Origin of the sequence: Gimesia sp. (genome assembly GCF_048260065.1) — a bacterium.
Taxonomy (GTDB): domain Bacteria; phylum Planctomycetota; class Planctomycetia; order Planctomycetales; family Planctomycetaceae; genus Gimesia.
Genome location: NZ_JBLXHC010000005.1, coordinates 1 through 23,380, shown reverse-complemented (window position 1 = coordinate 23,380; position 23,380 = coordinate 1). Strand labels below are relative to the sequence as shown.

The following is a 23,380-nucleotide window of genomic DNA, read 5'->3' as shown; positions in this document are numbered from 1 at the left end:
CAATGAAAGATTGTGAGGTCTCCTCATGTCCAATGTAGTCGTCGCCATGACCGGCGCCAGCGGCGCCATCTATGCTGTCCGCCTGATCGAAGTCCTGATGGCCGCCGGCCGCACCGTGCATCTCACCATGAGTGAATCTGCCGCGCATGTTCTCAGGCATGAACTCGGCTTGAAAATCGACCTGGAAAACTTCAATCCCGGCGAACTCCTCCCCGATTCTTCCAGTCAGCCCGATGACAGCGTCATCCGCAAACTCAGACCGACACACAGTGAAGACTTCGCCCTCAGTTCCGTCCTCGGCGATTCCGAGCTCAAACAGGGGTCTTTGATCTATCATCACTACAAAGACTTCTCCGCCGGCATCGCCAGTGGTTCGTTTCTGACCGATGGCATGGTGATCTGTCCCTGTTCGATGGGAACCCTGGGCAGCATCGCTTCCGGCGCCTGTGGCAATCTCATTCACCGCGCTGCGGACGTGCATCTCAAAGAACGCCGCAAACTGATTCTGCTCGCCCGCGAAACGCCGCTCGGGCTCATTCCGCTGGAGAACATGGTCAAACTCACCCAGGCCGGCGCCATCGTCATGCCTGCAGCGCCCGGCTTTTATCATAACCCGGTCACCATCCACGATCTGGTCGACTTCATGTCGGCCCGCATCTGCGATCATCTGGGAATCAGGCACGAAATCCATCAGCGCTGGGGCAGTCAACCTTCGTAGCTGATTGTGATATGTGTTCAGCACAGTCACTCCTCTCGAACGCTCTTTCTTGCGATTCTTGCCTGGAACCGTTAAAAACAGGTCACACACATTACTTGATTCATCAGTCGGACTGATCAGCCAATGGAACGGAAAGCCGTCGTGGAATCCATTTCCCGCATTCATCAACTCGATACCAGCGTCATCAATAAAATTGCCGCTGGCGAAGTGATCGAACGCCCCGCCAGCGCGGTCAAGGAACTCCTCGATAACAGTATCGACGCCCTCGCCACCCGTATCGAAGTCGACATCATGAATGGCGGTGCCGACTTCATCCGCGTGGTCGATAACGGCGAAGGCATTCATCCCGACGACCTGCTCCTCGCGGTCGCCAGCAATGCGACCAGTAAAATCACAACCGCCGACGACCTGTTCAGCGTGCAGACGATGGGCTTTCGCGGCGAAGCGCTCGCTTCGATTTCCGAAGTCAGCCGCTTCCGCATCCGCACGCGTACCGCCGAGCAGACCCAGGGGCTCGAATTCGAAGTCAACACCGGAACCCCCGGCAAACCGCAACCCTGTGGCTGTCCGCTGGGAACTTCCATTGAAGTCAGGCAGCTGTTCGCCAACACTCCCGTGCGGCGGAAGTTTCTGAAAACCACCAAGACCGAGTTCGGTCACATCAGCGAGCAGTTCACCCGGGCTGCCCTCGCGCATCCGCGACTCTACATGGTGCTCAGGCACAACAACAAAGTCATCTTCGATCTGCCCCCCTCTGACAATCTGCTCGATCGGCTCCGCCTGTTTTATGGCAGCAAACTCGCCGACCAGCTGATCTGGGTCGAATCCGAAGTCGACGACATCCGCATCTGGGGCTACGTCTCGCATCCCAGCGAAAACAAGTCGACCCGCAAAGGGCAGTACCTGTTCCTCAACGGCCGCTGGATTCAGGACCGCACGCTGCAGCATGCGTTGACCGAAGCCTATCGCGGTCTGCTCATGGTCGGGCGGCAGCCGATCTCGTTCCTGTACCTCGACATGCCCGCGTCCCTGGTCGACGTCAACGTACATCCCACGAAATCCGAAGTCCGTTTCCGCGACGGGCAGCACCTGTATCGCCAGTTGCTCTCCACACTCCGCAGTCAGTTTCTCAGCATGGATCTGCAGTCGCAGATGTCGCTCGGCAAAAAAGCCGACTTCGATATTTCCGCACCACCGCCGCCACTCACTCCCGAACAGAAACAGACCCAGCTCGAACTGACCAGCTGGGCCAAGGAACAGCTCAACCAGGTTCACGATAATCTCTCGGATCTCAAAATCAGTGCGGCTCCCCGGTCGATTTCCCCCTCCTCGGATCTCGCCGCCCCCTTTACCGCCGCCGATGCGATTCCGCTGTCGCACTTCCAGCAGAACCGGGAGCAGGCTCCCGTTGAGTCGTCCGAACCCGCCGACCTGGTCGTTCCTGAAATCGAGCGGCCTGCCGACAAATTCACCGACGTCGCGACATCCGACCTGCGACCGATTCAGGTTCTGAACTGTTACATCGTGGTCGAGATCAAAGGCGCGTTGACCATCATCGATCAGCACGCCCTGCACGAACGCATCATGTACGAGTACTTCCGCAAACGGGTCCTCGCGCAATCGGTGGAAGCACAGAAACTGCTGGTTCCGCTGACCCTCGAAATGAGCGCCAAAGAGGCGGCCCTTCTGCTGGACCACGCTGACATGCTCAACAGCTTCGGGCTCGGCATTGAAGAATTTGGGGGCAACACGCTGTTGATCACCAGTTATCCCGTGATGCTCAAGAAGGTCAATCTGGAACAGCTGGTCCGCGACATCGCCGACAATCTCGACAACGCGAAACAGCCTTCGCGCCGTGATCTGCTGGATGAACTGATTACGATGATGTCCTGCAAAGCCGCCATCAAAGCGGGACAGCGACTGACGCAGGAAGAAATCTACAGCCTGCTTGAACAGAGGCACCTGATTGACGATGCTCACCACTGTCCGCATGGTCGTCCTTCCGCGCTGGTTCTCAGTCACGCCGAGCTCGATCGCCAGTTCGGTCGCATGGGCTGATCTCTCTCCCTCTGAAAAAACTGGACTTGACCCCGCCGCGCCAACGGCGATAAGCGTTGTTTCGGGTCGCGCGCGTGCCCAGTTTACAGTGCACTGAAACACGCGACAGTTGTTCGAGATATTCACCGTAAAACAGCCGGTTTTTTCCAGATAAGCAGTTTGCACACCAACATCGGTTCCCCATGTATGCCTGCGGGTCGCCACACATCGCCGCTCGTCACCACAAAACCGCCCCGACGTCGCAGCAGATCGGACTCCTGTCAACCGGTATCGCCACCCGATTCTGTTCATGCCCCCTTGACGCCCCCACGCCCCTGAATAAGATTTTCCATCAATCAAGGAAGACAACGTGATCCTGGAATCCGCTCTCACACAACACTCAACAAGAAAAGTATTATCAAAACGATCCATCACTCTCACACATTCCTCCTGAAGTAAAGCCACCGTAAACGTTCGTGTCTTTTCGTACTTTTCGTGGTAGAAAAAAAACAAAAAGTGCAAACATCCGTGTGCCCTGCTGGCTCGTCCAGCATGAAGATGGCTGATCAAGTTTCAGAAAGCATTATAAAAGAAGTGCATCCCACCCCCGCAGATGAAAATCCGGAACGACTGAATACTCAAAAGCAGTCTGAATTGGGTACCCTGGTGATAAGCTGGAGAACGTCCCCCAATTAGCCGCAGAGCGTTAGCTCCGGTTGTCTCCCGACTTGCAGAAACCGCATCTAACACCGTACAGCTCATGAAAAAGAAAGGGTACCCCCGGATGCAATCCGGGGTTGTCACAGACAACAGGAAACCGTCAGGGAAATCGCCCAATCAGGTTTCCGACCACCAACCTGCCTGGCCTAGGGGCGGAACCCATGTGTCCGCCCGCTGGCGAAGTACAAACCAGTATCACCCCATAATGGGAACTGATGAACCGTTCGAACTGAAATTTTCTACCACGAAAAACACGAAACCACACGAAAGTAAAATCGGGTAAGCCCGGATGTAATCCGGGCCGAGCGCAGCGAGCAGGAAGATGCAGATCCTGGATTCGTTGCAGAACAGAATCTCCTATTCTTTCCCGGCTGGGGCAACATCGGCGTCTGGACGAAAGCCGACGCCGTCACCACGTTCGACAACCTCCGCTCCCGCTACACAGAAAAATTCGCCCTCGAAGGACTCTGAAGAAATCACTTTTTGTGACTTCATTCCTCCAGAACGCAATCGCGTCTGATATGAATCAAAAACAGTCTCATGGCTTTTGCTTTGGGGACTTTCAGCTCATACCAGAAAAGCGGTTCGCCATCGGTCGTGTAAGCATAATAAAGCGTATCACCTTTCGAATTTTTCGAATGCAGATACTCTGGCCCTCTGATAAAACCCTCCTGGTTAGGAGAGCTTTTAATAATGCTCCCGCCATGCAAATGATCGTAAAGTGAATCGACTCGCCAAAAATCATCAGCAGAGAGTTTCAGTTCTAACTCGTCGATCTGTTTAAAAGATGCCATGCCCGTAGGATGTTCTGGATTCAAAGCTACTGTTTTGAGGGCGTCGAATTCTGTCTGATACTTTTCCTCAATCCGCTTCTGTGCCTGTTTTAACTCGTTGAGCCGAGATAAATAGAGCCAGGTCAAACATATCACGATCAACAGCATAAAGCCTGTTGCGATCAGAATGATATTAAACGAAGGCGATCGATTGATGTTTCGGAAAAGGTTCATTGCAGACGGTCAAACTGGTGATTTTAAAACAGGTGCATTGGCCCGTTAGTCTAATATATCAGTTAAGAGAGAAAAGCCAATTATCTCTGAAGCTGCTTAAATAAATCCGGGGTTGTCGCAGACAACAGGGAACCGTCAGAGAAATTGCCCAACCCGGTTTCCGATCACCAACCTGCCTGGCAGTAGGGGCGGAACCATGTGTCCGCCCGCCTGGCGAGGTACAAACCAGTCTCAAACCACAATGGGAACCGATGAACCGTTCGAACTGGATTTTTCTAACACGAAAAACACGAAACCACACGAAAGTAAAAGTGGATGATGGCAGTGTAATCAACGGAATAGCGCCCCAATTAGCCGCAGAGCGTTAGCCCCGGTTGTCTCCCGACCTGCAGAAACCGCGTCTAGCGCCATACAGCTCATGCAAAAGAAAGGCAGCCCCCGTTGCAGCGTCAACAGGTCAATTTCCCGGGTCTGTCTCCCTCCTGGCGAATCTGCTTGCCGTGGTGCTGAACGGATTGTAAAATAATCAGGCCTCAACAGGGCAGTGCAGCAAACCAGAGATTCCCAGCGAGCGACTTCAGGCTGACGGACCGGATTGTTCCGTCTCCCACCTGCAATACCCCCGACCAGAACCCTCCTGCATTCTTTTGGAGAAGAACACGATGCTCTCAATCGCAGGTCCCTCACAACGACAGTGTAACGGCTCGCGCCGCCAGTTCCTCAAGATCGGCGGACTGGCACTGGGCGGACTTTCGCTCCCCCAGATCCTGCAGGCAGAAGCACATGCCAGCAATCCTACGGGCAAACTGGGGCACAAAGCCATCATCATGATCTTCCTGTCCGGCGGACCTTCCCATCAGGACATGTACGATCTGAAGATGGACGCTCCCTCGGAAATTCGCGGCGAATTCCGTCCGATCGACACCAATGTTCCCGGCATCCAGATCTGCGAACACATGCCCCGCCTGGCGACCATGATGGATAAGTTCGCCATCATCCGCTCGCTGCATGGCTGCCCCGATCAACACGCATCGGATCTCTGTATGAGCGGCTGGCCCATCAATGGTGAGGGGCGGCAGTCGGGTCATCCTTCTCTCGGCGCTGTACTCTCGAAAGTACAGGGGCCCGTTGACAGAGCAGTTCCCCCGTTCGTCGGCCTCAGTATCCCGAGCCGCCACGAACCGTACGGCAATCCCGGCTTCCCCGGTTTTCTCGGAAAATCCCACGCCCCGATGCAGCCGACCGGCGAAGGCATGGACAACATGCGACTGCAGGGGATCTCGCTGGATCGACTCCGCGATCGCAAAGCGTTACTCGACGGCTTTGATGCCTTCCGCAACTCCGCCGACAACGCGTATGACGGACTGGATGCCTACTCACAACGGGCTTTCGACGTTCTCACTTCGAGCAAACTGGTGGAAGCGATGGACCTCGATAAGGAAGACCCCGCGCTCCGCGACCGCTACGGACGGGGCGACAACTCCCCCGCGTTCGGCGAAGACGCCGGCCCACACTGGCTGGATCAGTTCCTGATGGCCCGCCGTCTGGTGGAAGCGGGCGTGCGCTGCGTGACCCTCTCGTTCGGCAGCTGGGATCGGCACCATTCCAACTTCGCCCGTCTCCCGCTGCAGTTGAATAAACTGGATCAGGGCATCACTGCTCTGGTTGAAGACCTGCACCTTCGTGGCCTGCAGGATGATGTCAGCGTGATTGCCTGGGGCGAATTCGGACGCACCCCCCGCATCAACGAAAACGCGGGCCGTGATCACTGGCCGCAAGCCTCCTGTGCGCTCCTGGCCGGCGGCGGTATGCGAATGGGGCAGGTCATCGGCTCCACCAATCGACTCGGCGAAGTCCCCCAGGATCGCCCTTTGCATTATCAGAACGTCTTCGCCACGCTCTACCGCCAGTTGGGCATCGACACCATGACGACCACCGTCCCCGACTTCGCCGGCCGCCCGCAGTACATGCTCGACATCCGCGAACCGATCGACGAATTGATCTGAGCAACTTCTGACATTACAGAATTTTCTACCACGAAAAACACGAAACCACACGAAAATAAAACTGGGTGGTGGCAGTGCAATCACCGGTATAACACCCCCCCCAATTAGCCGCAGAGCGTTAGCTCCGGTTGTCTCTCAATTTGCAGAAACCGTGTCTAACAAAGTACAGCTCATGCAAAAGAAAGAGTGCCCCCGGATAAAATCCGGGGTTGTCGCAGACAACAGGAAACCGTCAGTGAAATCATACAACCAGAATTCCGATCACCAACCTGCCTGGCCGTAGGGGCGCGACCCATGTGTCCGCCCGCCTGGCGAGGTACAAACCAGTTTCACACCACGATGGGAACCGATGAACCTCTCGGATTTGATTTTTCTACCACGAAAAATACGAAACTACACGAAAGTATAAGTGGGTAATCCCGAATTCTATTCAGGCCCCCTCCGATATTTTCGTGAGTTTTCGTGTCCTTTCGTGGTAGAAAAAATGAACCCGTCTGCTCGTATGAAAACAGCGGGAATTCGCAGAAAAGTTTTCCCGTTTTTGTTACCCCTTGTTGAGAACTGATTGTTAAACTGGAGTCGGTTGTTTATTCCCTTCAGATCAACTCACTTCAAGAAAGTGGTACCACTCATGAAAAAACTGTTTTCCTGCCTCTGTCTCGCTTTGACATTACTGGTTCCCGCTCTGCTCCAGGCGGAGAAAAATTCGGACATCAAACCGGTACTGGGTAAGACCGGCGAACCGACGGCCGTTGACTCCTTTGACAAACCCAGGCTCAGCAAACAGTGGGCGGCTGCGAAGGGGGAGTGGAAGGTGGAGGATGGCGTGCTGACCGGTAAGGAACTCAAAGCCGACAAACACGCCGCCGTGATGACCTGGAAGCTGCCTCACCGCAATTCCACCATCCGCTGTTCGTTCCAGTTGAAAGACGCCGACTTCTTTCACCTGAGTCTGAATCATCCCAAAGGGCACCTGTTCCGTGTGATTCTCGACGAGTCCGGCATGATCCTGCGGACCGACAGGAACAAGAAAGATCCCAAGTCGAAACCCATCACCCTGGCCCAGGCCAAGCGGACGCTCGAACCAGGCAAGTGGTACACATTGCAGGTCGAGATGCAGGGGGACAAGGTCGTTGCCCAGCTGGACAACGGGTTGAAAGTCGAAGGCCAGCATCCCTCGCTCGACATCGACAAAACCGGCTACCGCTTCATCATGAAAGGCAACACGCTGCTGCTGGATGACATGACCGCCTGGAAGCAGGAATAGTTCGAAGCTGATGCCAAAATACGTCATCAATTACAGTATCGGTACCGTATTTTGTGTTCCGCTCAAAAATGGAAAGTATGCCCGAGGTGTCGTTGCGCGCTCTGATGGAGAGTTGGGGATCTTTGGATATTTTTTCGGCCCCTGTCTGGATTCCGTTCCCGCTGCCCTTGATGAAAGCCAGCTTTGCATTGATGAGGCTGTGTTTGCTGGCATTTTCAGTGGCATGGGGTTGAGCAACGGAGAATGGCAACAACTGGGCACGATCAAGTCGTTTCAACGTAAAGAATGGCCGATGCCGTTATTGATTAACACAGAAGATGAAAGTGACCGGGTAGAACTGGTTGAGTACGATGAAGATACACTGGAAGAGAAGTCTGTCAGCGTCTCAACACGCAGTGAGGTTGACATCGACGCTTACCCGGAAGATGGACTCATGGGGTATAAATACGTTGAAGACGTGCTGACGATGAAGCTGGATCCCTCCTTTCAGAGTCCAGACCAGACAGAGGCAGATACCTGATGCGCATCTGCCTCCGGTCTAAAAAATAATCGATGGTTCTAGATCGCGTCACTTTTAACTATCGCGTCTTTCAATCTAATATACTCGGTCCAAATGGACCTGGAAACGCTATAGTAAAACTGGACACAGTCTAACGCAACAACAGGAAACCGACGGGTGGGCCCGAATGTAATTCGGGCCGAGCGGAGCGAGCAGGAGGTTGCAGATCCCGCGTTTCCTTCAGAACCGGGTTACGTATAGATTCAACCGCAGTTAAAATGAGGCACACTTCCTCACAAGCTCAAGTTCACACCGCCACCTCCTGTTGTCTGCGCCAACACCGAATTACATTCGGTGCCACCCGCCGAGTTGAATTTTCTACCACGAAAAACACGAAAGAAAAATGTGGATGGTCCCGAATATAATTCGGGCCGAGCGGAGCGAGCAGGAAACTGACAGAGGGACCGTTCGATATAGAATAAAAGTTTCCTCAACCTCCATTCTGGAAAGACTACGAATTACCGCGGCAAACTCTCCACCAGTCCGATCACGGCCCAGGTGGTTCCCCAGAAAACAGCCGTCTCCTGAACGCTCTTTTTCTTCTTTTCTTTGGTGCCCCGTACAGGCCACGAACCATCGTCGCGTTGCGTGCTCACCAGAAACTGTTGCGCCCCTTTGACAGCAGGATCGTTCCGATCGACGCCTGCCGAGACGAGCGCGTATAAGGCCAGGCCGGTTCCCAGGGCATCACTGTCGTCGGCGATCATCCAGCCCCAGCCGCCATCCGGATGCTGCTGGCTGCGGAGCTGTTTCACCAACTGATCCCGCACTTCCGTTTCTCCCGACTGGACAGCCAGCAGTAAGCGGACGGCGTACCATTCGACACTTTTGCCTGGTGAACTCGCTGCGATAAATTTCATCGCGCGGGTGAGGACGGGCGTGCTGGCTTCGTTCTTCCCTTCCGCGAGCAGTGCCAGTGTCAGCCACATGGTGGAAACAGCGTCTGTTTCGGCGGCAGGACGTTTCTGAAACGGGAGCTGGCCCCCCGCTTTCCAGGAACCATCGGGCCGTTGTTCTTCGAGCAGGATTGCTGCCAGTTTTTTGCGGGCTTCGACCTGAGCCGTATCAGTGTCAGCGCGATCCGGGCTCAACAGCAGCTGAGCCACTCCTTCTTTATTGCCCAGGCCGGTGACCTTCCCTTTGTCGTTGTTCGCCAGCGACTTGTCGATCGACCACTGCCTCCATTCCGCCAGGCGATCACTGACCATGAAGCCACTCTGTTTCGCGGCCTGCAGGCTCCAGACCATGTTACCCACACGATGGCAGGTGACGCATTTCTTTTCTTCAATCCACCACAGCCCCTTTTCTTCAATGTAGGGAATGCCGCGCTGTACCGTTTCGCGAATCTGAACGGTCGTGGGCTGTGCGTCGGGCAGGGCGCTGATTGAAAGTGTCAGCAGCAGCGAGCTTAATGCAAACATGATGACAGCCATTCCTTAAGTGATGCGTCAGCAGAAAGAGAAAAGCAAACTTGAACAGAACCTCAATTATACACTCACGTCTGCAGGAAAAATACTAAAGATTGAAGGTTGTTTTCTGGCTGGGAAATACCGGGGTACAGGGAATCAGCATCGCTCAGGTGTTCTCTACGGTACCTGAGCTTATTCTTTCTTCTGAATCGGTAAATTCTTACGGCAGGCGGAGAGAATCTGTCGCGCCAGGGCAGGGGACTTGACGGCCCGTGCCAGCGACAGTCCGCCAAAACAGAGTGCCAGGGTCGAAAGTATTTCCTGTCGGGAAAATTCGTTGTGGGAGCGTTCCTCAAACTGCGCGGCCATCCACTGGATTACTTCTTCAAACTGGGCCTTCGTTTCTTCATCGGCGCGGCCCAGATCGGACAGCAGAGGAGGGATCGAACATCCCTCCTCCACATGCTCGCAATGTTTGCTCGACAGGTACCGCTGCATGATCTCGATCAGCTGCTCGGGAGTTTCGCATTCATTGAGTGCCCCGTTCATGGCGGACTGATCTTCGATGAACGACTGCACCAGCGCTGCGCCCAGCACATCCGTTTTCGATTCAAAGTGACCATAAAAGGCCCCCGAGGTCATCCCGGCTTCTTCCATAATGCCGTCCACGCCACTCCCCACGTACCCCTGACGCTTAAACATCCTGAGTGCGGCGTTCAGAATGTTTTTGCGGGAACGGGTTTTACGATCCGTGGGGGGCGTCATCCTCGGGTCCTTCTTTCCAGGCGATCGGGTAATTCTCCAGACGCTCGCCGTCTTGTATGGTGCCGGTCACACTGCTGTCGGCGCGGTACTGGATCACCAGATAGTATAACGGCTCCTCCGAGTGATTTCGCCAGACCCGGGGTACTTCCGGCGAAAGACGAATAAAGAATCCTTCCGAGACGTCGAACACGTCTTCCCCCGCCTGAAACTGTCCCTGCCCCTGAATGACGAAGTAAATCTCGTCGTTCTCCTTGTGACGATGTACGAACGGCATCTCGCGACCTGCGGGCAACGCGTTGACAGACATCTCCAGCCCGTCGGAGTTCAGATACTTCCGCAGAAAATATTTTCCCCGCGCAGGTATCGGCGTATCGGGGGGCGACAGACGAAACCGCGTCCAGCTCTCCATTGGTCCCGCGTTAAAACAGTCGTATCCCTGGCCGTGCATGACGTCTTCACTTACTTGACTCATCCTGTTTCTCCCTGAAATTCAGATTGGAATTGTTAATATAACGATCGTTATATAACGGTCGTTATGTTAAGTCAATCCCGTTTTCAGAATCCGCAGAATCCCTGCAGGCCCGACAACCGGAATGACCCGTGACCGAATTCACAGCGGTTTCTGAACGGCATCGCTGTCGGGAACGGCAACATCAGTCGACATCGACCCTGATTCGCTATAATAAATGGGTCTGAGCGGCAGGCACTTGTTTGAGTCAGCGTCAGAAATTGGGTACACTGGTCGCTCTCTCTGTTGTTCATTCGTCTGCCTGTCAGAAACATGCGTGAAAAATCACGTTCGCTGACAGCCCGGCTCCTTATAGAAAGCTGAAGTAATTCAATGATTTGTGTCAGCATCGGTCGAACCCGACACAAAATGGTGATGATGGAACACCGCTCCCTCGCAGAAAAAGGGGCGGAACTGGTAGAGTTGCGGCTGGACTGGATCGCCCGCGCTCCCGATGTGAGCCGCCTGATAAAAGACAGACCCACGCCGGTCGTCATCACCTGTCGTCGCCAGGAAGACAAAGGCCGCTGGAGCCGCACCGAAGAACAGCGGCAGGCGTTGCTGCGAACCGCCATCGTTTCCGAAGTGGAATACGTCGATATCGAAGATGACATTGCCGGGTCCATCCCCCGTTACGGCAAAACCAAACGCATTATCAGTCATCACAATTTCGATGAGACTCCCGACGACCTCGAAGAAGTTTACGCTTCGATGTGCGAGAAAGATCCCGATATCGTCAAGCTGGTGACCATGGCCAATTCGCCCGGCGACTCGGTCCGCATGCTGCAGCTGGTCGCGAATGCCAAGGTTCCCACCATCGGTTTCTGCATGGGTGAGTACGGCGTGATCAGCCGCATTCTCTGCGGAAAATATGGAGCGCCCTTCACCTACGCCACGTTCAGCCGCGAACGCGAACTGGCTCCCGGACAGCTGGCCTACTCGGAAATGTCGCGAATTTACCGCTACGATCAAATCGGTCCCGAGACCCCCGTGTACGGCGTCATCGGCGATCCGATCGCGCACAGCCTGAGCCCGCTGATTCATAACATCGCGTTCAAGCACGACAAGCTCGACGCTGTCTACCTGCCCTTTCGGATTCCCAAAGACCGGCTCAAGGAAACACTCAAGGAATTCGAATGGCTCAAAGTACAGGGCTACAGCGTGACGATTCCCCACAAAGCCGGCGCACTGGAACTGGCTGATGAAGCCGACGAAGCTTCCAAAAAAATGGGGGTCGCCAACACACTGTTCAAAGATGAAAAAAACGCCTGGCAGGCTCGCAATACCGATTACGATGCCGCCCTCGACAGCATTCGACTGGGACTTGATCCCGCAGGCAAAGCGACCACCGATCCCATTAACGGAAAACAGGTGCTGCTGCTGGGGGCCGGCGGTGTCTCACGGGCGATTGGCGCGGGTATCGTTGCCGCGGGTGGCGTGCTGACGGTTTCGAACCGAAGCCGTGCCCGGGGGGAACAACTGGCGAAAGACCTGGGCTGCAATCATTGCACCTGGGAAAATCGAGGCAGCGGTCGTTACGACATTCTCGTGAATGGCACCGCGGTCGGCATGTATCCCAATGTGAACGATACCCCCTTCGCGCAGAACTTCATGCAGGAAGAAATGCTGGTTTTCGATACCGTGTACAATCCGGAAAATACGCTGCTCCTCAAGCAGGCGCGCGAACGGGGTTGCAAAACGGTTTCGGGAATTGAAATGTTTGTCCGCCAGGCAGCTGCCCAGTACAAGCTGTTTACCGGCAAAGAGGCGCCTCTGGAAGTCATGCGGACCACCCTGCGAAAAGGGATTTCCGCAGTCGGAAAACTGTGAGGGGCACAGCATGACGGTAATCACATTGATCGGCTTACGGGGCAGCGGCAAGAGCAGCGTCGCCGCACCCCTGGCCGCCAGACGAAATGCCACCTGGATCGACGCCGACGACGCAATCGAACGCCGCGCCGGTAAATCGATTTCCGCCATCTTCGCAGACGAGGGGGAACCACACTTTCGCCAGCTGGAACGGTCGGTCATGCAGGATCTGCTATCGCGCGAGTCACTCATCATCGCTGCCGGCGGGGGGGCGATTCTGAATGCCGAGACCCGCGCCGAAATGCGAACCGCCGGACCGGTGGTCTGGCTGAATGCCAGCGTCGGAGCACTCGAACAGCGGATCAATCTGGATGCGACCACAGGCAGCCGCCGACCTGCTTTGACGACGCGTGCTTCCCAGCGCGAAGAGATACAGCATCTGTTCGAACAGCGCGAACCCCTGTACCGGGAGGCCGCGACCATTGTGATTCAGACCGATGACAAATCGGTGACAGAGATCGTCGATGAAATCATTTCCGCTCTGAATTCCTCCTCGTAAGGCACGACGAAAGTTTTAACACCTATGACACCGTTTGGCATCAATCCCTGTTTTTTGCTCGTGCTGCTGTTTCTGCTGGGGGCATGCCTGGGGCGAATTGTCAATCTCTGCATCGAAGAAATTCCCCGCGAAGAACGGGTCGGCCCTGCCTGGCGACGCGTCGGTCGTCGACTGCGGCATCTCTGGTCCCGCTATCATATTCCCATTATCGGCGTCTATTTAACACGCTCGTCTCACTCAACGTTTCCTTACCGCCGCGCTCATCGCGAAGCTTTGGTCGAACTGTTGAACGGCGTGATCTTTGTGCTCCTGTATCTGGCAGAAGTTCCGTTGAGTGCTCAAGCGACGCTGCAGCAGAGCGGCCTGTTTTCCCTGTATGCACCCGATCCGGTCGCGATGAATTCCTGGATGACGCCCGTCATGCTGCTCAACCTGCGGTATGCCTTTCATCTGGTCCTCATCGAATCGCTGATGGTCGCGACCTTCATCGACTTTGATCTCAAAATCATTCCCGACGGCGCGACAATGCCTGCCATGTTCATCGGCGTCGTTGGCTCGTTCGCATTCGGCCTGCTCTATCTGGTGCCGGTCTGGTTCCAGGAACCCTCTGTCGTGCGTCTGCTGGGCGTCTATTTTCCCGAACAGTATCGTAGTGCCTTCGTCGTTGAAAAAGTGCCGCAGTGGGTGACGTTGTATCCGCATCTGCACGGTCTGGCCGTCAGTCTGGTCGGCCTGGTCGTAGGGGGCGGCGTGGTCTGGGCCGTCCGTATTATTGGTCAATGGACACTGCGCCAGGAAGCGATGGGCTTCGGCGATGTGATTCTCATGGCAGTCATCGGCAGCTTTCTGGGCTGGCAGGCGACGGTGACCGTATTTGTGATCTCGCCTCTGTGTGCCCTGGGGGTTGTGGCGGTTTCCATCTTTTTTAAACAGTCGCGCGAAATCCCCTTCGGTCCCTATCTCAGTCTGGGCGCGCTGCTCGTGCTGCTGGGCTGGCCGAAGATCTGGCCGTTCATGGAACGCATCTGTCACCTGGGTCCGCTGCTCCCGATTCTGGCAATTGTCATGATGCTGCTCCTGGGGGCCTGCCTGATGACGACGCAAATGATCAAATGGATGCTGGGCATCCCCCTGTATTACGGCGACGAGTGGGTCGAAGAATGGACGTCCGCCGATCAGCTTACCTATCAGTCGGGCGAAAATGTCAACGAAACCCAGGGCCGCTGGGATCTGACCAGGGAGACACACACCCGGGCCGGGCGGGGAACGCAGCACTATCATCAATGGAAACACGGCAACAGATGATCTGAATTGCCGACGGTTAGCTGACGTCTCTCATATCAAAAATCTAATCGATGGTCGCGCCGGCAATCGCCGGTGATTTGTATGCTTTCGTGATCAGCTTCTTGAGTGTCGGCAGATGCGCGTCAGCCAGCTTTTTGATGTAGAGACAGGACTTGCCGATCTTATGTTTTCCCAGTTTCTCCAGTAAGGCATCCTGCTTTTCCAGTTCACAGTGCAGGTAGAGTACCAGATCCTGTTTGCGGGGAGAGAAGCCGACGTGGAACCAGTCTCCCTCGGACGTTTTCCCCCGATAGTGAAAGCAGCCAAAGCCAACTTTGGCGGCTCCCCACATGACGGCTGGTTCTCCTGTCATTTCCTGCATCAACTCCAGCAAAGCCAGGCAGTCGGCCTGTTGCTGTTCGTCTTTAATACCGGCAAGAAACTGGTCCACACTGGCATCATTCTTCTGCGTTTTCGGTTTTGACATGGGGGATACCCTTTTCAAATGAGACTGGTTCACCAGGTTTGTTTTTTAATTCGTCAAACATCATGCCTTTGTAAAAAGTTTGCGGGAAAGCGGCGTACTTCGATTCACCCTGTCATCCTATTCTCAGTTATACGGCGGTACAAGCAGATTCCAGAGTGATTGACATCTTTTATGCACGTGGTTTCTTTTCTCTCAAGCGCGGGACACACCAGGCCCAGTCGCTGTTTGCAAGCTGCTCCCAGGTAACCTGAAAGTCCGCCGTCGCATTCTTCCCAATCCATGGACGGTCGTTCGGAATTGGACGACCACAACCCAGACAATCAAATGAGCAGTTAAAGACTGAGCAACGTTTGGTGAGGTCGCGTCCATCAAGGTAGGCTGTGTCGACTTCATATTCAATCATGTAAACCCGGTCGCAAAATGGGCACTTGAATAATGCGAAATCTTCGTCGCCGCAGTTATGACCGCCACGCCGATAAACCTCCTCGTAATCAATCTCCTCTTCCGCGACAAAATCACTCATAGCGCGAATGACACCTTACTATTACCATGTAAAAACCAGATTCAATTCCATCTCAATCTACCAGTATTATGTGTCCTGTCATCGTAGTCTCACAAGGACTTACGTGCATGACAGATGATTTCTATTGGACTGACATGACAGTGAACAGTCAAGCTGTTCCCCGGTTATGTGAACTCAGACAAAGATCTCCGGAATGTTGTGAGCATTTGCACGGTCGGTTTTGTGGCATTGATTTTGCAGTAATTAAGGTTCTCTAAATATCTCCTTTGCTTTTTACTTATCTGTTCTGCCTGTTGCACACTTCTCGTGCAATTGTGGATGTTTTCAAGGCAGAAATCATAGAACTGTTATCGTTCACCCAGATTTATTTTTTTATTTCTAAGGAGTTATTAATGTCTCATTCTCTAAAGCGAAGACGCGGCTTTACTCTGATTGAATTGCTGGTGGTAATTGCCATCATTGCCATTTTGATTGCACTCTTATTGCCGGCAGTGCAGCAGGCGCGTGAAGCAGCCCGCAGGAGTACCTGCAAAAATAACCTGAAACAAATCGGCCTGGCGATTCATAACTATCATGATACTCACAGGATCCTGCCTCCCAAGGTCGTCATGCCGGGGGTGACAGACACACCAGCCGTACATGGGGTCGATTCGAGTGGGAATCCGCTTGATCCTGCCACGACGATCCGTAATATCACCGGGCACTTGTTACTGCTTCCCTATCTGGATCAGGCAAACATCTATAATAAGTTGAATTTCAGCATTCCCATGGGGCCTTCGAGTTACTCCAGCAGTAATCCTGACATGACTGGAAATACCAACCCGACCAACACAGATGTGGAATTGCCTGTGTTTGTCTGTCCCAGTGATGTCCCCAATCCCGTTCCGAATGTTGCCACAGGGGCGTATGCCAGAATTAACGGGAAACGAACGAGTTACGCATTTGCCGTGCATACTTATGACAATAACTTCAGGGTGAACTATACGTCGAGCAATACAGCAGCCAAGGGGGCCTTTGGTACGAATGGCGCTGCAGTGATCGGTCATGTCCAGGACGGTACCAGTAACACGATGTTCATGTGCGAAACTCCTCTGCGCAAGACCAGTACCAGCTATGGTCCCTTATGGAACCAGTGGACTTACACGCAAGGTATTGCACCTGGTGCTTATGGCATCAATGTAAATTATGTGAGTGGGACCACTCAATACGATACTGTGTATGCCTTCCGTGCCGGCAGCGCGCACGTGGGTGGCATGCATATTCTGATGGGTGATGGTGCTGTTCGCTTCCTCAGTGAAAATATCGATTTAGCAACTGTCAGAGCCTTAGTCAGTATTAACGGCGGTGAGATCGTTTCAGAATTTTAATGGTGGAAATCATCATTCCATTTTGAGTTTTTGATTTGATCGCGATTTTACTGCGACACAAAGTCGAACTGACAGATCATGTTTTCTTTTTCACTGGAAGCTCGTTCTCTGAGCCATTCTTTTTCATTAAGAGAGAGTTTAAGGGAATCCCAACAATGCGATCGCTTTATAAAATTCTTCTGAGCAGGACGAATCTGCGCAATGCCTGTGTGGTATTGATCATGTCTGTCTTGGTTGCTGGTTGTGGATCTGGTGAGGAGACTCCTCCGTTGGCTGAGGTCAGCGGGACCGTCACCATCGACGGCAAGCCTGTCTCAGGTGCATCGGTTATTTTTGAACCGAAATTTCAAGCCGCTTCCGCTTCAGGGGGGACCGACAAAGACGGTAAATTCACACTCATGTATGGCGACATTTCCGGTGCAGCCATCGGTGATTATATCGTCCGTGTGTTTCACTATGGGGATGATCCGGAACTGCCCCAGGAAAGTCTTGTTCCTGAATCTTATGGTGCTGCCAGTACCTTGACAGCTACCGTAAAAGAGGGGAAAAACGAGATCGATTTCGATCTCAAAGGTAAAAAGAAATAAGCAAAGACCGCCTCTCATTTCCGATGAGAGGCGGTTTTTTAACCGTGTGAGAAACGTTTGGGTATAACGAACGAGGACAAGAATAACTTCTGCTATAACCGGGTCCCCGCAAAGAATTCATGATTTCGAAAGCGAAGTCATTAGCGGCATCACATTCGTGGATTAGTTATTCGCGTTTCTCGATGATGTTCCGGAAATGGACGAAGTCAGTTTTGGCTTCTTCGATTGACAGTCCGGGATTGATCCTTCGATGTTCTTTGATGAATGATATTTTATCGTTTTGCCATGCAAACAATGACAGGTCTTGCGTCGTGACCTTTGGCAGTGGCAATTGGAGATAAATAAAATCGGGTTCCCATGAGCCCCAATCAAGTCCACGCTTGAAGTCGCCCCATTTGTCGTCGTCTTTTCGGCAGTGCAATCCATAAATGCGATCAACATCGAGAAAGATACACTTGGCACATTTTCGCGGAATCTCAACTTTTGATTTGATGAATTCATCTTCGTAGACAATGGGATCAGTCGGGCCGTCAATTCCGCAAGGTCCGTGATCAAGGTGTAGATAGTGCCCGACATCGTCGATGTACCGCGTGCATTCACCCTCGAATAAATGTTGACATTCAGAACATTTCTTTGGCACGCCACCACGTAACACCATGTGGCCGAACGGAACCGGCGGTTCAATTGGACCATCAACAGGACAGGGGGGAAAGTAATTACGGTGCATGCGACTTGAGAGGGAAAATGATTGATAGACAGAATTCGCTTCCTTCTCAATCTACCAGTATTTTGTATAGTGTCAATTAAAAATTACCAGGGCTTCAGGGCATGGAAAGATGATTCAGGGAGGACCGTTATGGCAGCGAACTTTGAAATTCTGAACTCTGTCAGGATTACGTGACCTGTAACTCGAAGTCCAACACATCATTATGGCTTGTGCAGCTCGATTTCACCAAACGTCATGTAGACCAGCGCAGTACCTGAAGGACCACAGTAAGCGCCATTCGCATCAGCCAGGCGTGCCGCAACGGCAGTGAATTCCCACGCCTCGGATTCTGCACACTCCACGATACGTTCCGTGAAATTTGACAGTTTGTGTTGTTCTCCGAATTGTCGTGCAAGTTTGGCGTGAGCACGAAGTGGTTCCTGGATATAGGGATGATCCCAGCCCCAGAGAAATGTGCCGTCATCGGTATTGTAAGTACCAATGATCTGCATGTCTGCCTCAGCAATCGTGCCGTCAGCAAATGAAAACTCAATGCGACCGGAATCCTGCTCGGCCGACCAGTTGTCTTCGTCACCAAGATTCCACGTCGAAGAATGAGCCGCGGTTTGAACACGCAGACCTTCGATAGCCTGTTGAATGTAGAGATCAGCGTCCACGTCTTTTATCCTTTGTCTGCAGCCAAAAAAACCGACAATGTGTTGAAGGCGATCAGGCTCAGTGATGGTGATTGTGCTAAAACAGCGATTCACTCCAAAACCATAACGATTGATAGACTAGAGCGCATCACATTTAAGTATAGCGTCTCTCAATCTAATATACTCGGGCCAGACTGTCCTGGAAACGCTACAGTAAAACTGGACACAGTCTAAATTCGATTTCATCTCAATCTAACAGCATTTAGTATAGTGTCAATTGAAATTCACCAGAGCTTACTGCCATAAAAAAACATTCGTGTCAGGCCCGCATGAAAGTGGATGTGAAACACTCCTCTGTCTCGCTGCTGTCGCGACGGCTTTTTTTCTGATAGGCTATCGCTGCGGTGTATTTCTCTGAAACGTCACACTTCAGCATCAGGATCCTCAATCAGAATGAAACCACTTTTCCTTTTTGTCGCCGTCATGGTTCTGTCGGTCACCGACTGTTTATCCGCAGAGAAACCGCAGCCCGCTTCGGAGCAGTCACTCCTCCAGCGTGACATTGTTGGCCTCTGGTTAATGGGGCAATCGTTATGTGAAGGGGCCGAGTCGCTGCCTGTTGTCACGCACTCTGATGCTGACTGGGGAAACCTGATGTTCCAGCGTGGCGTCCGCACCTGGTCTTATGGGAAATATTGTGACAAGCCACACGAGCGACCTGCCGAACAGTTTTCCCTGGTGCCACTCAAGGCAACCGTCAACGGCGGACTGGGGGAGACCATCGCCAATGGTCTTGCCGATCATTTGAAGTTCAGTCTCACCGCTGCTCAGCAGGATGTGAATCAGAGGCAGAAAAAAACGCCTCATTTTTTAGTGACGTATGCAGGTCAGGGGGGACGGATGATTGATGAACTCTCCAGCGTCGATCAATCGACGGATCCCCGTACGCCTGAGTCCAGGCAGCATGGGGGCGGCTATTATCGAACGAGTCTGGATGATGCCCGCCGCGCCACAGCACAGGCAGCTGCCCGGGGAGAAACGTTTGGAATCGCCGCGTTAGTCTGGATGCAGGGGGAAGGCAATGCCGGGCCGACAGGCGGGATCAATCCCAGTCGCTGGGGCCAAGAAATTCCCCGTCCGGCAGGACTGCACTGGTATCGGGATCGGCTCATCGAATTCCGAAAACAATGGTCGCACGACTTACAGAAGATTACCGGGCAAACCGCTGAGATTCCGCTGTTTACCTATCAGACTTTGAGCACCGCCGGTGAGGCCCAACTGATGGCTGCGGACCTGGACCCGCACATTACGCTGGTCGGCCCGCATTACATGGTGGCGAGTGCCTTGAACAGTCGCTATGCCGGCAGATATGGTGACCCGATCCATCTGTCAGCCGATGGCGAACGCTGGTTCGGCGAACAGGTGGCCAAGGTAATGCACCGTGTTCTCAAACTGGGAGAATCCTGGCAGCCCTTGCGTCCTTTGAATGCATGGGTTTCTCAAGATCGCGCGAGTGTGCTGGTCGACTTTCATGTACCCCGACCGCCGCTGGTGTTGGACGAAACATTTCTTCCCCGCGAACAATTGATTCGTGGCGAAGGTTACCACTCCCTGTATGGATTCCAGGTTCGGAGCTCTACTCAGGCGGTCTCAGCGATCAAGGCCATCGAACTGGAATCGCCTGCCCGCCTGCGAATTCAACTGGTCTCTCCGCTCGAAGCAGGCACACAATTTACGCTCAGCTATGGACTGCCTTACGCAGGGGAGTTGGGAAGCATCACTCAGATCAGAACGGGACCGGTCATCGAGGGGCAGCCCACAACCGAACTGATCCTCAATCAGAAATTCAATCCTCAACTCAAACCGCTACTGGCGGAAGGTGCCTTTTTCGTCTCCAACATGCAAGGAGGCGAAGCATACGCCCAGGCCCCCATTCGTCACGTGGCTGAAGGTGAAGGTAAAACCGTCCTCCGCTTTGAGAACCGGGAGCTTCGGAAGAATACACCTTTCGAGACCGGGCAGACGCTCACCGCTTATCGCGGTTTTTCGTTTGGAAATCTGCGGGATTCTGATCCCGAACAAGCCGTCTATTCATTTGCTGACCCGGGTTATGGCACGCGTGCAGGGGAACCCTATCCGCTCTGGAACTGGTGCGTCCTGTTCAAGCAGTTTCCCATTTCAGATCAGAGGGAAGAGAAGCCAAGCCCGAAACAGTAGTATTCAATACGATTGGCGGAAAGAGGGAAGCTGCATGGGTGAATTCAATCCGTTGAACTGCTACACTCGGGCCTGCCGCAAGTTAAAAATCCGAAGAGGCTTTTCGTTCGGCTGAGTTTTTGACCACACGACGTCGGTCGCGTATTCTGGCATTTCATCCGAGGCGAAGAAAATTGAAAGTGATTGTGATTGGTGGCGGCGCAGCGGGATTCTTCGGAGCGATTGCGGCTGCCGAAAACGGTCACGAGGTGACGATCCTCGAAGCGGCTGCGTCTGTATTGGCCAAGGTCCGTATCTCCGGAGGCGGTCGCTGCAATCTGACGCACAGTTGCTTCGAACCCCGCGAACTGGTCAACAGCTACCCGCGAGGCGGAAAGGCACTGCGGGGGCCCTTCAGCAGGTTTCAGCCGTCCGACACGATCAACTGGTTTGAGTCGCGAGGCGTTCGCACCAAAACCGAGCCGGATGGCCGCATGTTTCCCACAACCGATGATTCCGCCACCATCGTCGATTGTCTGCAGGACGCAGCGAAAGACGCAGGAGTCGTAGTTCGGCTGCGTGCCAACGTGTCGTCAATTCAGAAAACAGACTCGCACTTCCTGGTTACTCTGCATTCGGGTGAAACGCTGCAGACGGACCGGATTCTCCTGGCGACCGGCGGCAGCCGCGCCGGTTTCGAACTGTCGCACAGCCTCGGGCATCAGATCGTTCCGCCGGTCCCCTCGTTGTTCACCTTTAAAGTTGACGATCCACGGATCAAAGACCTGCCCGGCGTTGCTGTGGAACACGTTGAATGTCAGTTAGTCGCCGACGCAAAGACGTTCCAGCAGTCGGGGCCGATCCTCGTGACGCATTGGGGGCTGAGTGGTCCTGCCGTGTTGAAGCTGTCCGCCTGGGCGGCCCGGGAACTGCACGATTCCGGTTACAACGCCACACTCCGCATCAACTGGCTGGCGGGATCGCGTGTCGAGGAGATTCGCGGAGAACTGAATTCCTTCAAGGCAGATCAGTCCCGGAAAACCGTCGATGCAGCGTGCCCCTGGCAGTTGCCAAAACGGTTGTGGAAATCGCTCGTCGATCACGCCGTCGGATCGCAGCCCGTTCGCTGGGCGGAGCTTTCCAAACAGGCAACGCAGGCACTGGTGACCGAACTCTCTGCCGGCGCATTCCAGGTAGCCGGCAAGGGGGTCTTCAAAGAAGAGTTCGTAACCTGTGGCGGCGTGAACCTGAAAGAAGTCGATTTCCGCACGATGGAAAGCCGCGTCTGCCCGGGCCTCTATTTCGCCGGCGAAATACTGGACATCGACGGCATCACAGGCGGCTTCAATTTTCAAAACGCCTGGACCACAGCCTGGATCGCCGGCAACGCGATGTAGGGTCGATGCAAAAAAAGACCAGCTGAAAATTTCTCGTGACTATGACAGTCAAGAGTAGATACAAGGGCGTTAGCCCCGGTTGAGCCACTTTGGCAAAGACCCCTTCAAATTTAGAAACACGACCTGATCAACGATGCAAACCGGGAACCGACTCCACGATGAGGTCCTGCAGATATGTTTTAATGATTTCAAATGTGAAACCTCCGACAACACTAAGGGCATTTCTCCATCGCGTATTGTCTCTCGCGGCAGCTATAAATTCACAACCGTTCCATGTTAGTGGAAAATACAGACATGAATGGCCATTATTTTCAAACTCTCGGCCGTCTACTGGGAAGAAACGCCTTGGGCTACCAATTGGAGATGAGTCAGCGAGGCGTCCGGCAATAAGATTAGCCTCAATCAACCAAATAATGTGCTGATCAATCACATCACTACGAGCATCGGGATATGGCAGTGTGCAATCACTCTCGTAGAACAAAAGGAGCTCACGGATCAGATTCATATCGCGTTTCATAAGTTGATCCTCATTTAGTGTAATGAAATTTAGAGACAACTAACTGACAATGCATTACCGCTAAATTAATCACTTTATCAAATCCGAATTTTATTGGTATCAATTCATCAATGTTTTCTGAAATTGCAATTACTACCTTGAGTATGAACGCCTATTGCCGATGTTTGCGGTTAATCGGAAATGATTTACATTGGGGATTATTTTTTCCAGCTCGACGATAACCGGGGCTAACGCCTAATGGCACTTACTTCAGATCAGTGTGTTTCAATTTTTCTGGAGGTTTTTTTCTTTTTTCG

Annotated in this window: 22 protein-coding genes; 12 read left to right on the top strand and 10 right to left on the bottom strand. The window is 53.4% G+C overall.

Translation table 11 applies throughout. From position 1 onward, the window contains the following. The first annotated feature begins 25 nt into the window (after window positions 1-25). Both ACN0YN_RS10800 and mutL read left to right on the top strand, forming a co-directional pair. Window positions 26-718 carry a UbiX family flavin prenyltransferase gene (locus ACN0YN_RS10800; protein ID WP_417385021.1) on the top strand — a complete coding sequence of 231 codons (693 nt, stop codon included), beginning with the start codon at window positions 26-28 and terminating at the stop codon, window positions 716-718. Window positions 719-841: 123 nt separating this feature from the next. Further along, window positions 842-2,776 carry a DNA mismatch repair endonuclease MutL gene (mutL, locus tag ACN0YN_RS10795; protein ID WP_417385020.1) on the top strand — a complete coding sequence of 645 codons (1,935 nt, stop codon included), beginning with the start codon at window positions 842-844 and terminating at the stop codon, window positions 2,774-2,776. A gap of 1,056 nt (window positions 2,777-3,832) precedes the next feature. On the opposite strand, the gene ACN0YN_RS10790 is transcribed toward mutL, so the two are convergent. Both ACN0YN_RS10790 and ACN0YN_RS10785 read right to left on the bottom strand, forming a co-directional pair. After that, window positions 3,833-3,970 carry a hypothetical protein gene (locus tag ACN0YN_RS10790; RefSeq protein WP_417385019.1) on the bottom strand — a complete coding sequence of 46 codons (138 nt, stop codon included), beginning with the start codon at window positions 3,968-3,970 and terminating at the stop codon, window positions 3,833-3,835. Then, window positions 3,967-4,482 (bottom strand): hypothetical protein, encoded by a 516-nt coding sequence (locus ACN0YN_RS10785; protein WP_417385018.1) that lies wholly within the window; start codon window positions 4,480-4,482, stop codon window positions 3,967-3,969. The genes ACN0YN_RS10790 and ACN0YN_RS10785 overlap by 4 nt, the downstream gene beginning before the upstream one ends. Window positions 4,483-5,144: 662 nt before the next feature. Between ACN0YN_RS10785 and ACN0YN_RS10780 the strand changes: the two genes are divergently transcribed. The 3 genes from ACN0YN_RS10780 to ACN0YN_RS10770 all read left to right on the top strand — a co-directional run bounded on the left by ACN0YN_RS10780 (window position 5,145) and on the right by ACN0YN_RS10770 (window position 8,275). Continuing rightward, window positions 5,145-6,488, top strand: a complete 1,344-nt coding sequence (locus tag ACN0YN_RS10780) for a DUF1501 domain-containing protein (protein ID WP_417385017.1) — start codon at window positions 5,145-5,147, stop codon at window positions 6,486-6,488. A gap of 631 nt (window positions 6,489-7,119) precedes the next feature. After that, window positions 7,120-7,755, top strand: a complete 636-nt coding sequence (locus ACN0YN_RS10775) for a hypothetical protein (protein ID WP_417385016.1) — start codon at window positions 7,120-7,122, stop codon at window positions 7,753-7,755. A 10-nt stretch (window positions 7,756-7,765) separates the two neighbouring features. Beyond that, window positions 7,766-8,275 carry an Imm26 family immunity protein gene (locus ACN0YN_RS10770; protein ID WP_417385015.1) on the top strand — a complete coding sequence of 170 codons (510 nt, stop codon included), beginning with the start codon at window positions 7,766-7,768 and terminating at the stop codon, window positions 8,273-8,275. A 497-nt stretch (window positions 8,276-8,772) separates the two neighbouring features. On the opposite strand, the gene ACN0YN_RS10765 is transcribed toward ACN0YN_RS10770, so the two are convergent. The 3 genes from ACN0YN_RS10765 to ACN0YN_RS10755 form a co-directional block, all read right to left on the bottom strand. After that, window positions 8,773-9,735 carry a prenyltransferase/squalene oxidase repeat-containing protein gene (locus ACN0YN_RS10765; protein WP_417385014.1) on the bottom strand — a complete coding sequence of 321 codons (963 nt, stop codon included), beginning with the start codon at window positions 9,733-9,735 and terminating at the stop codon, window positions 8,773-8,775. 180 nt (window positions 9,736-9,915) lie between these two features. Continuing rightward, the gene (locus ACN0YN_RS10760; RefSeq protein WP_417385013.1) at window positions 9,916-10,488 is read right to left on the bottom strand and encodes a TetR/AcrR family transcriptional regulator; all 573 of its coding nucleotides are present in this window, start codon (window positions 10,486-10,488) and stop codon (window positions 9,916-9,918) included. After that, window positions 10,466-10,960: a cupin domain-containing protein gene (locus ACN0YN_RS10755; RefSeq protein WP_417385012.1), complete on the bottom strand. Its 495-nt coding sequence runs from the start codon at window positions 10,958-10,960 to the stop codon at window positions 10,466-10,468. Before ACN0YN_RS10755 ends, ACN0YN_RS10760 begins: the two co-directional genes overlap by 23 nt. Before the next feature lie 369 nt (window positions 10,961-11,329). Here ACN0YN_RS10755 and aroE point away from each other — a divergent pair, with 369 nt between their 5' ends. From aroE to ACN0YN_RS10740, 3 genes are read left to right on the top strand one after another with little or no spacing between them, the layout of a single operon-like run. Further along, window positions 11,330-12,826, top strand: a complete 1,497-nt coding sequence (gene aroE, locus ACN0YN_RS10750) for a shikimate dehydrogenase (RefSeq protein ID WP_417385011.1) — start codon at window positions 11,330-11,332, stop codon at window positions 12,824-12,826. A gap of 10 nt (window positions 12,827-12,836) precedes the next feature. After that, window positions 12,837-13,364 carry a shikimate kinase gene (locus ACN0YN_RS10745; protein ID WP_417385010.1) on the top strand — a complete coding sequence of 176 codons (528 nt, stop codon included), beginning with the start codon at window positions 12,837-12,839 and terminating at the stop codon, window positions 13,362-13,364. Between the two features lie 24 nt (window positions 13,365-13,388). After that, complete coding sequence (locus ACN0YN_RS10740) at window positions 13,389-14,669, top strand: prepilin peptidase (RefSeq protein WP_417385009.1); 1,281 nt, start codon at window positions 13,389-13,391, stop codon at window positions 14,667-14,669. 43 nt (window positions 14,670-14,712) lie between these two features. On the opposite strand, the gene ACN0YN_RS10735 is transcribed toward ACN0YN_RS10740, so the two are convergent. Beyond that, complete coding sequence (locus ACN0YN_RS10735; protein ID WP_417385008.1) at window positions 14,713-15,135, bottom strand: DUF1801 domain-containing protein; 423 nt, start codon at window positions 15,133-15,135, stop codon at window positions 14,713-14,715. 169 nt (window positions 15,136-15,304) lie between these two features. Further along, complete coding sequence (locus tag ACN0YN_RS10730) at window positions 15,305-15,658, bottom strand: hypothetical protein (protein ID WP_417385007.1); 354 nt, start codon at window positions 15,656-15,658, stop codon at window positions 15,305-15,307. A gap of 392 nt (window positions 15,659-16,050) precedes the next feature. On the opposite strand from ACN0YN_RS10730, the gene ACN0YN_RS10725 reads away from it, so the two are divergent. Beyond that, window positions 16,051-17,025, top strand: a complete 975-nt coding sequence (locus ACN0YN_RS10725) for a DUF1559 domain-containing protein (protein WP_417385006.1) — start codon at window positions 16,051-16,053, stop codon at window positions 17,023-17,025. 221 nt (window positions 17,026-17,246) lie between these two features. Next, on the top strand, window positions 17,247-17,612 hold the full coding sequence (locus ACN0YN_RS10720) for a carboxypeptidase regulatory-like domain-containing protein (protein WP_417385005.1): 366 nt from the start codon (window positions 17,247-17,249) through the stop codon (window positions 17,610-17,612). Between the two features lie 166 nt (window positions 17,613-17,778). Here ACN0YN_RS10720 and ACN0YN_RS10715 read toward each other — a convergent pair whose 3' ends face one another. Beyond that, window positions 17,779-18,339 (bottom strand): hypothetical protein, encoded by a 561-nt coding sequence (locus ACN0YN_RS10715; protein WP_417385004.1) that lies wholly within the window; start codon window positions 18,337-18,339, stop codon window positions 17,779-17,781. A 200-nt stretch (window positions 18,340-18,539) separates the two neighbouring features. Further along, window positions 18,540-18,995 (bottom strand): DUF6882 domain-containing protein, encoded by a 456-nt coding sequence (locus tag ACN0YN_RS10710; protein ID WP_417385003.1) that lies wholly within the window; start codon window positions 18,993-18,995, stop codon window positions 18,540-18,542. Between the two features lie 432 nt (window positions 18,996-19,427). Between ACN0YN_RS10710 and ACN0YN_RS10705 the strand changes: the two genes are divergently transcribed. Together ACN0YN_RS10705 and ACN0YN_RS10700 are read left to right on the top strand one after the other, a co-directional pair. Beyond that, window positions 19,428-21,191, top strand: a complete 1,764-nt coding sequence (locus tag ACN0YN_RS10705; protein ID WP_417385002.1) for a phosphate ABC transporter substrate-binding protein — start codon at window positions 19,428-19,430, stop codon at window positions 21,189-21,191. Window positions 21,192-21,370: 179 nt separating this feature from the next. After that, on the top strand, window positions 21,371-22,567 hold the full coding sequence (locus ACN0YN_RS10700) for an NAD(P)/FAD-dependent oxidoreductase (protein WP_417385405.1): 1,197 nt from the start codon (window positions 21,371-21,373) through the stop codon (window positions 22,565-22,567). A 127-nt stretch (window positions 22,568-22,694) separates the two neighbouring features. On the opposite strand, the gene ACN0YN_RS10695 is transcribed toward ACN0YN_RS10700, so the two are convergent. Beyond that, complete coding sequence (locus ACN0YN_RS10695; protein WP_417385001.1) at window positions 22,695-23,084, bottom strand: DUF2513 domain-containing protein; 390 nt, start codon at window positions 23,082-23,084, stop codon at window positions 22,695-22,697. Between the last annotated feature and the right edge of the window lie 296 nt (window positions 23,085-23,380).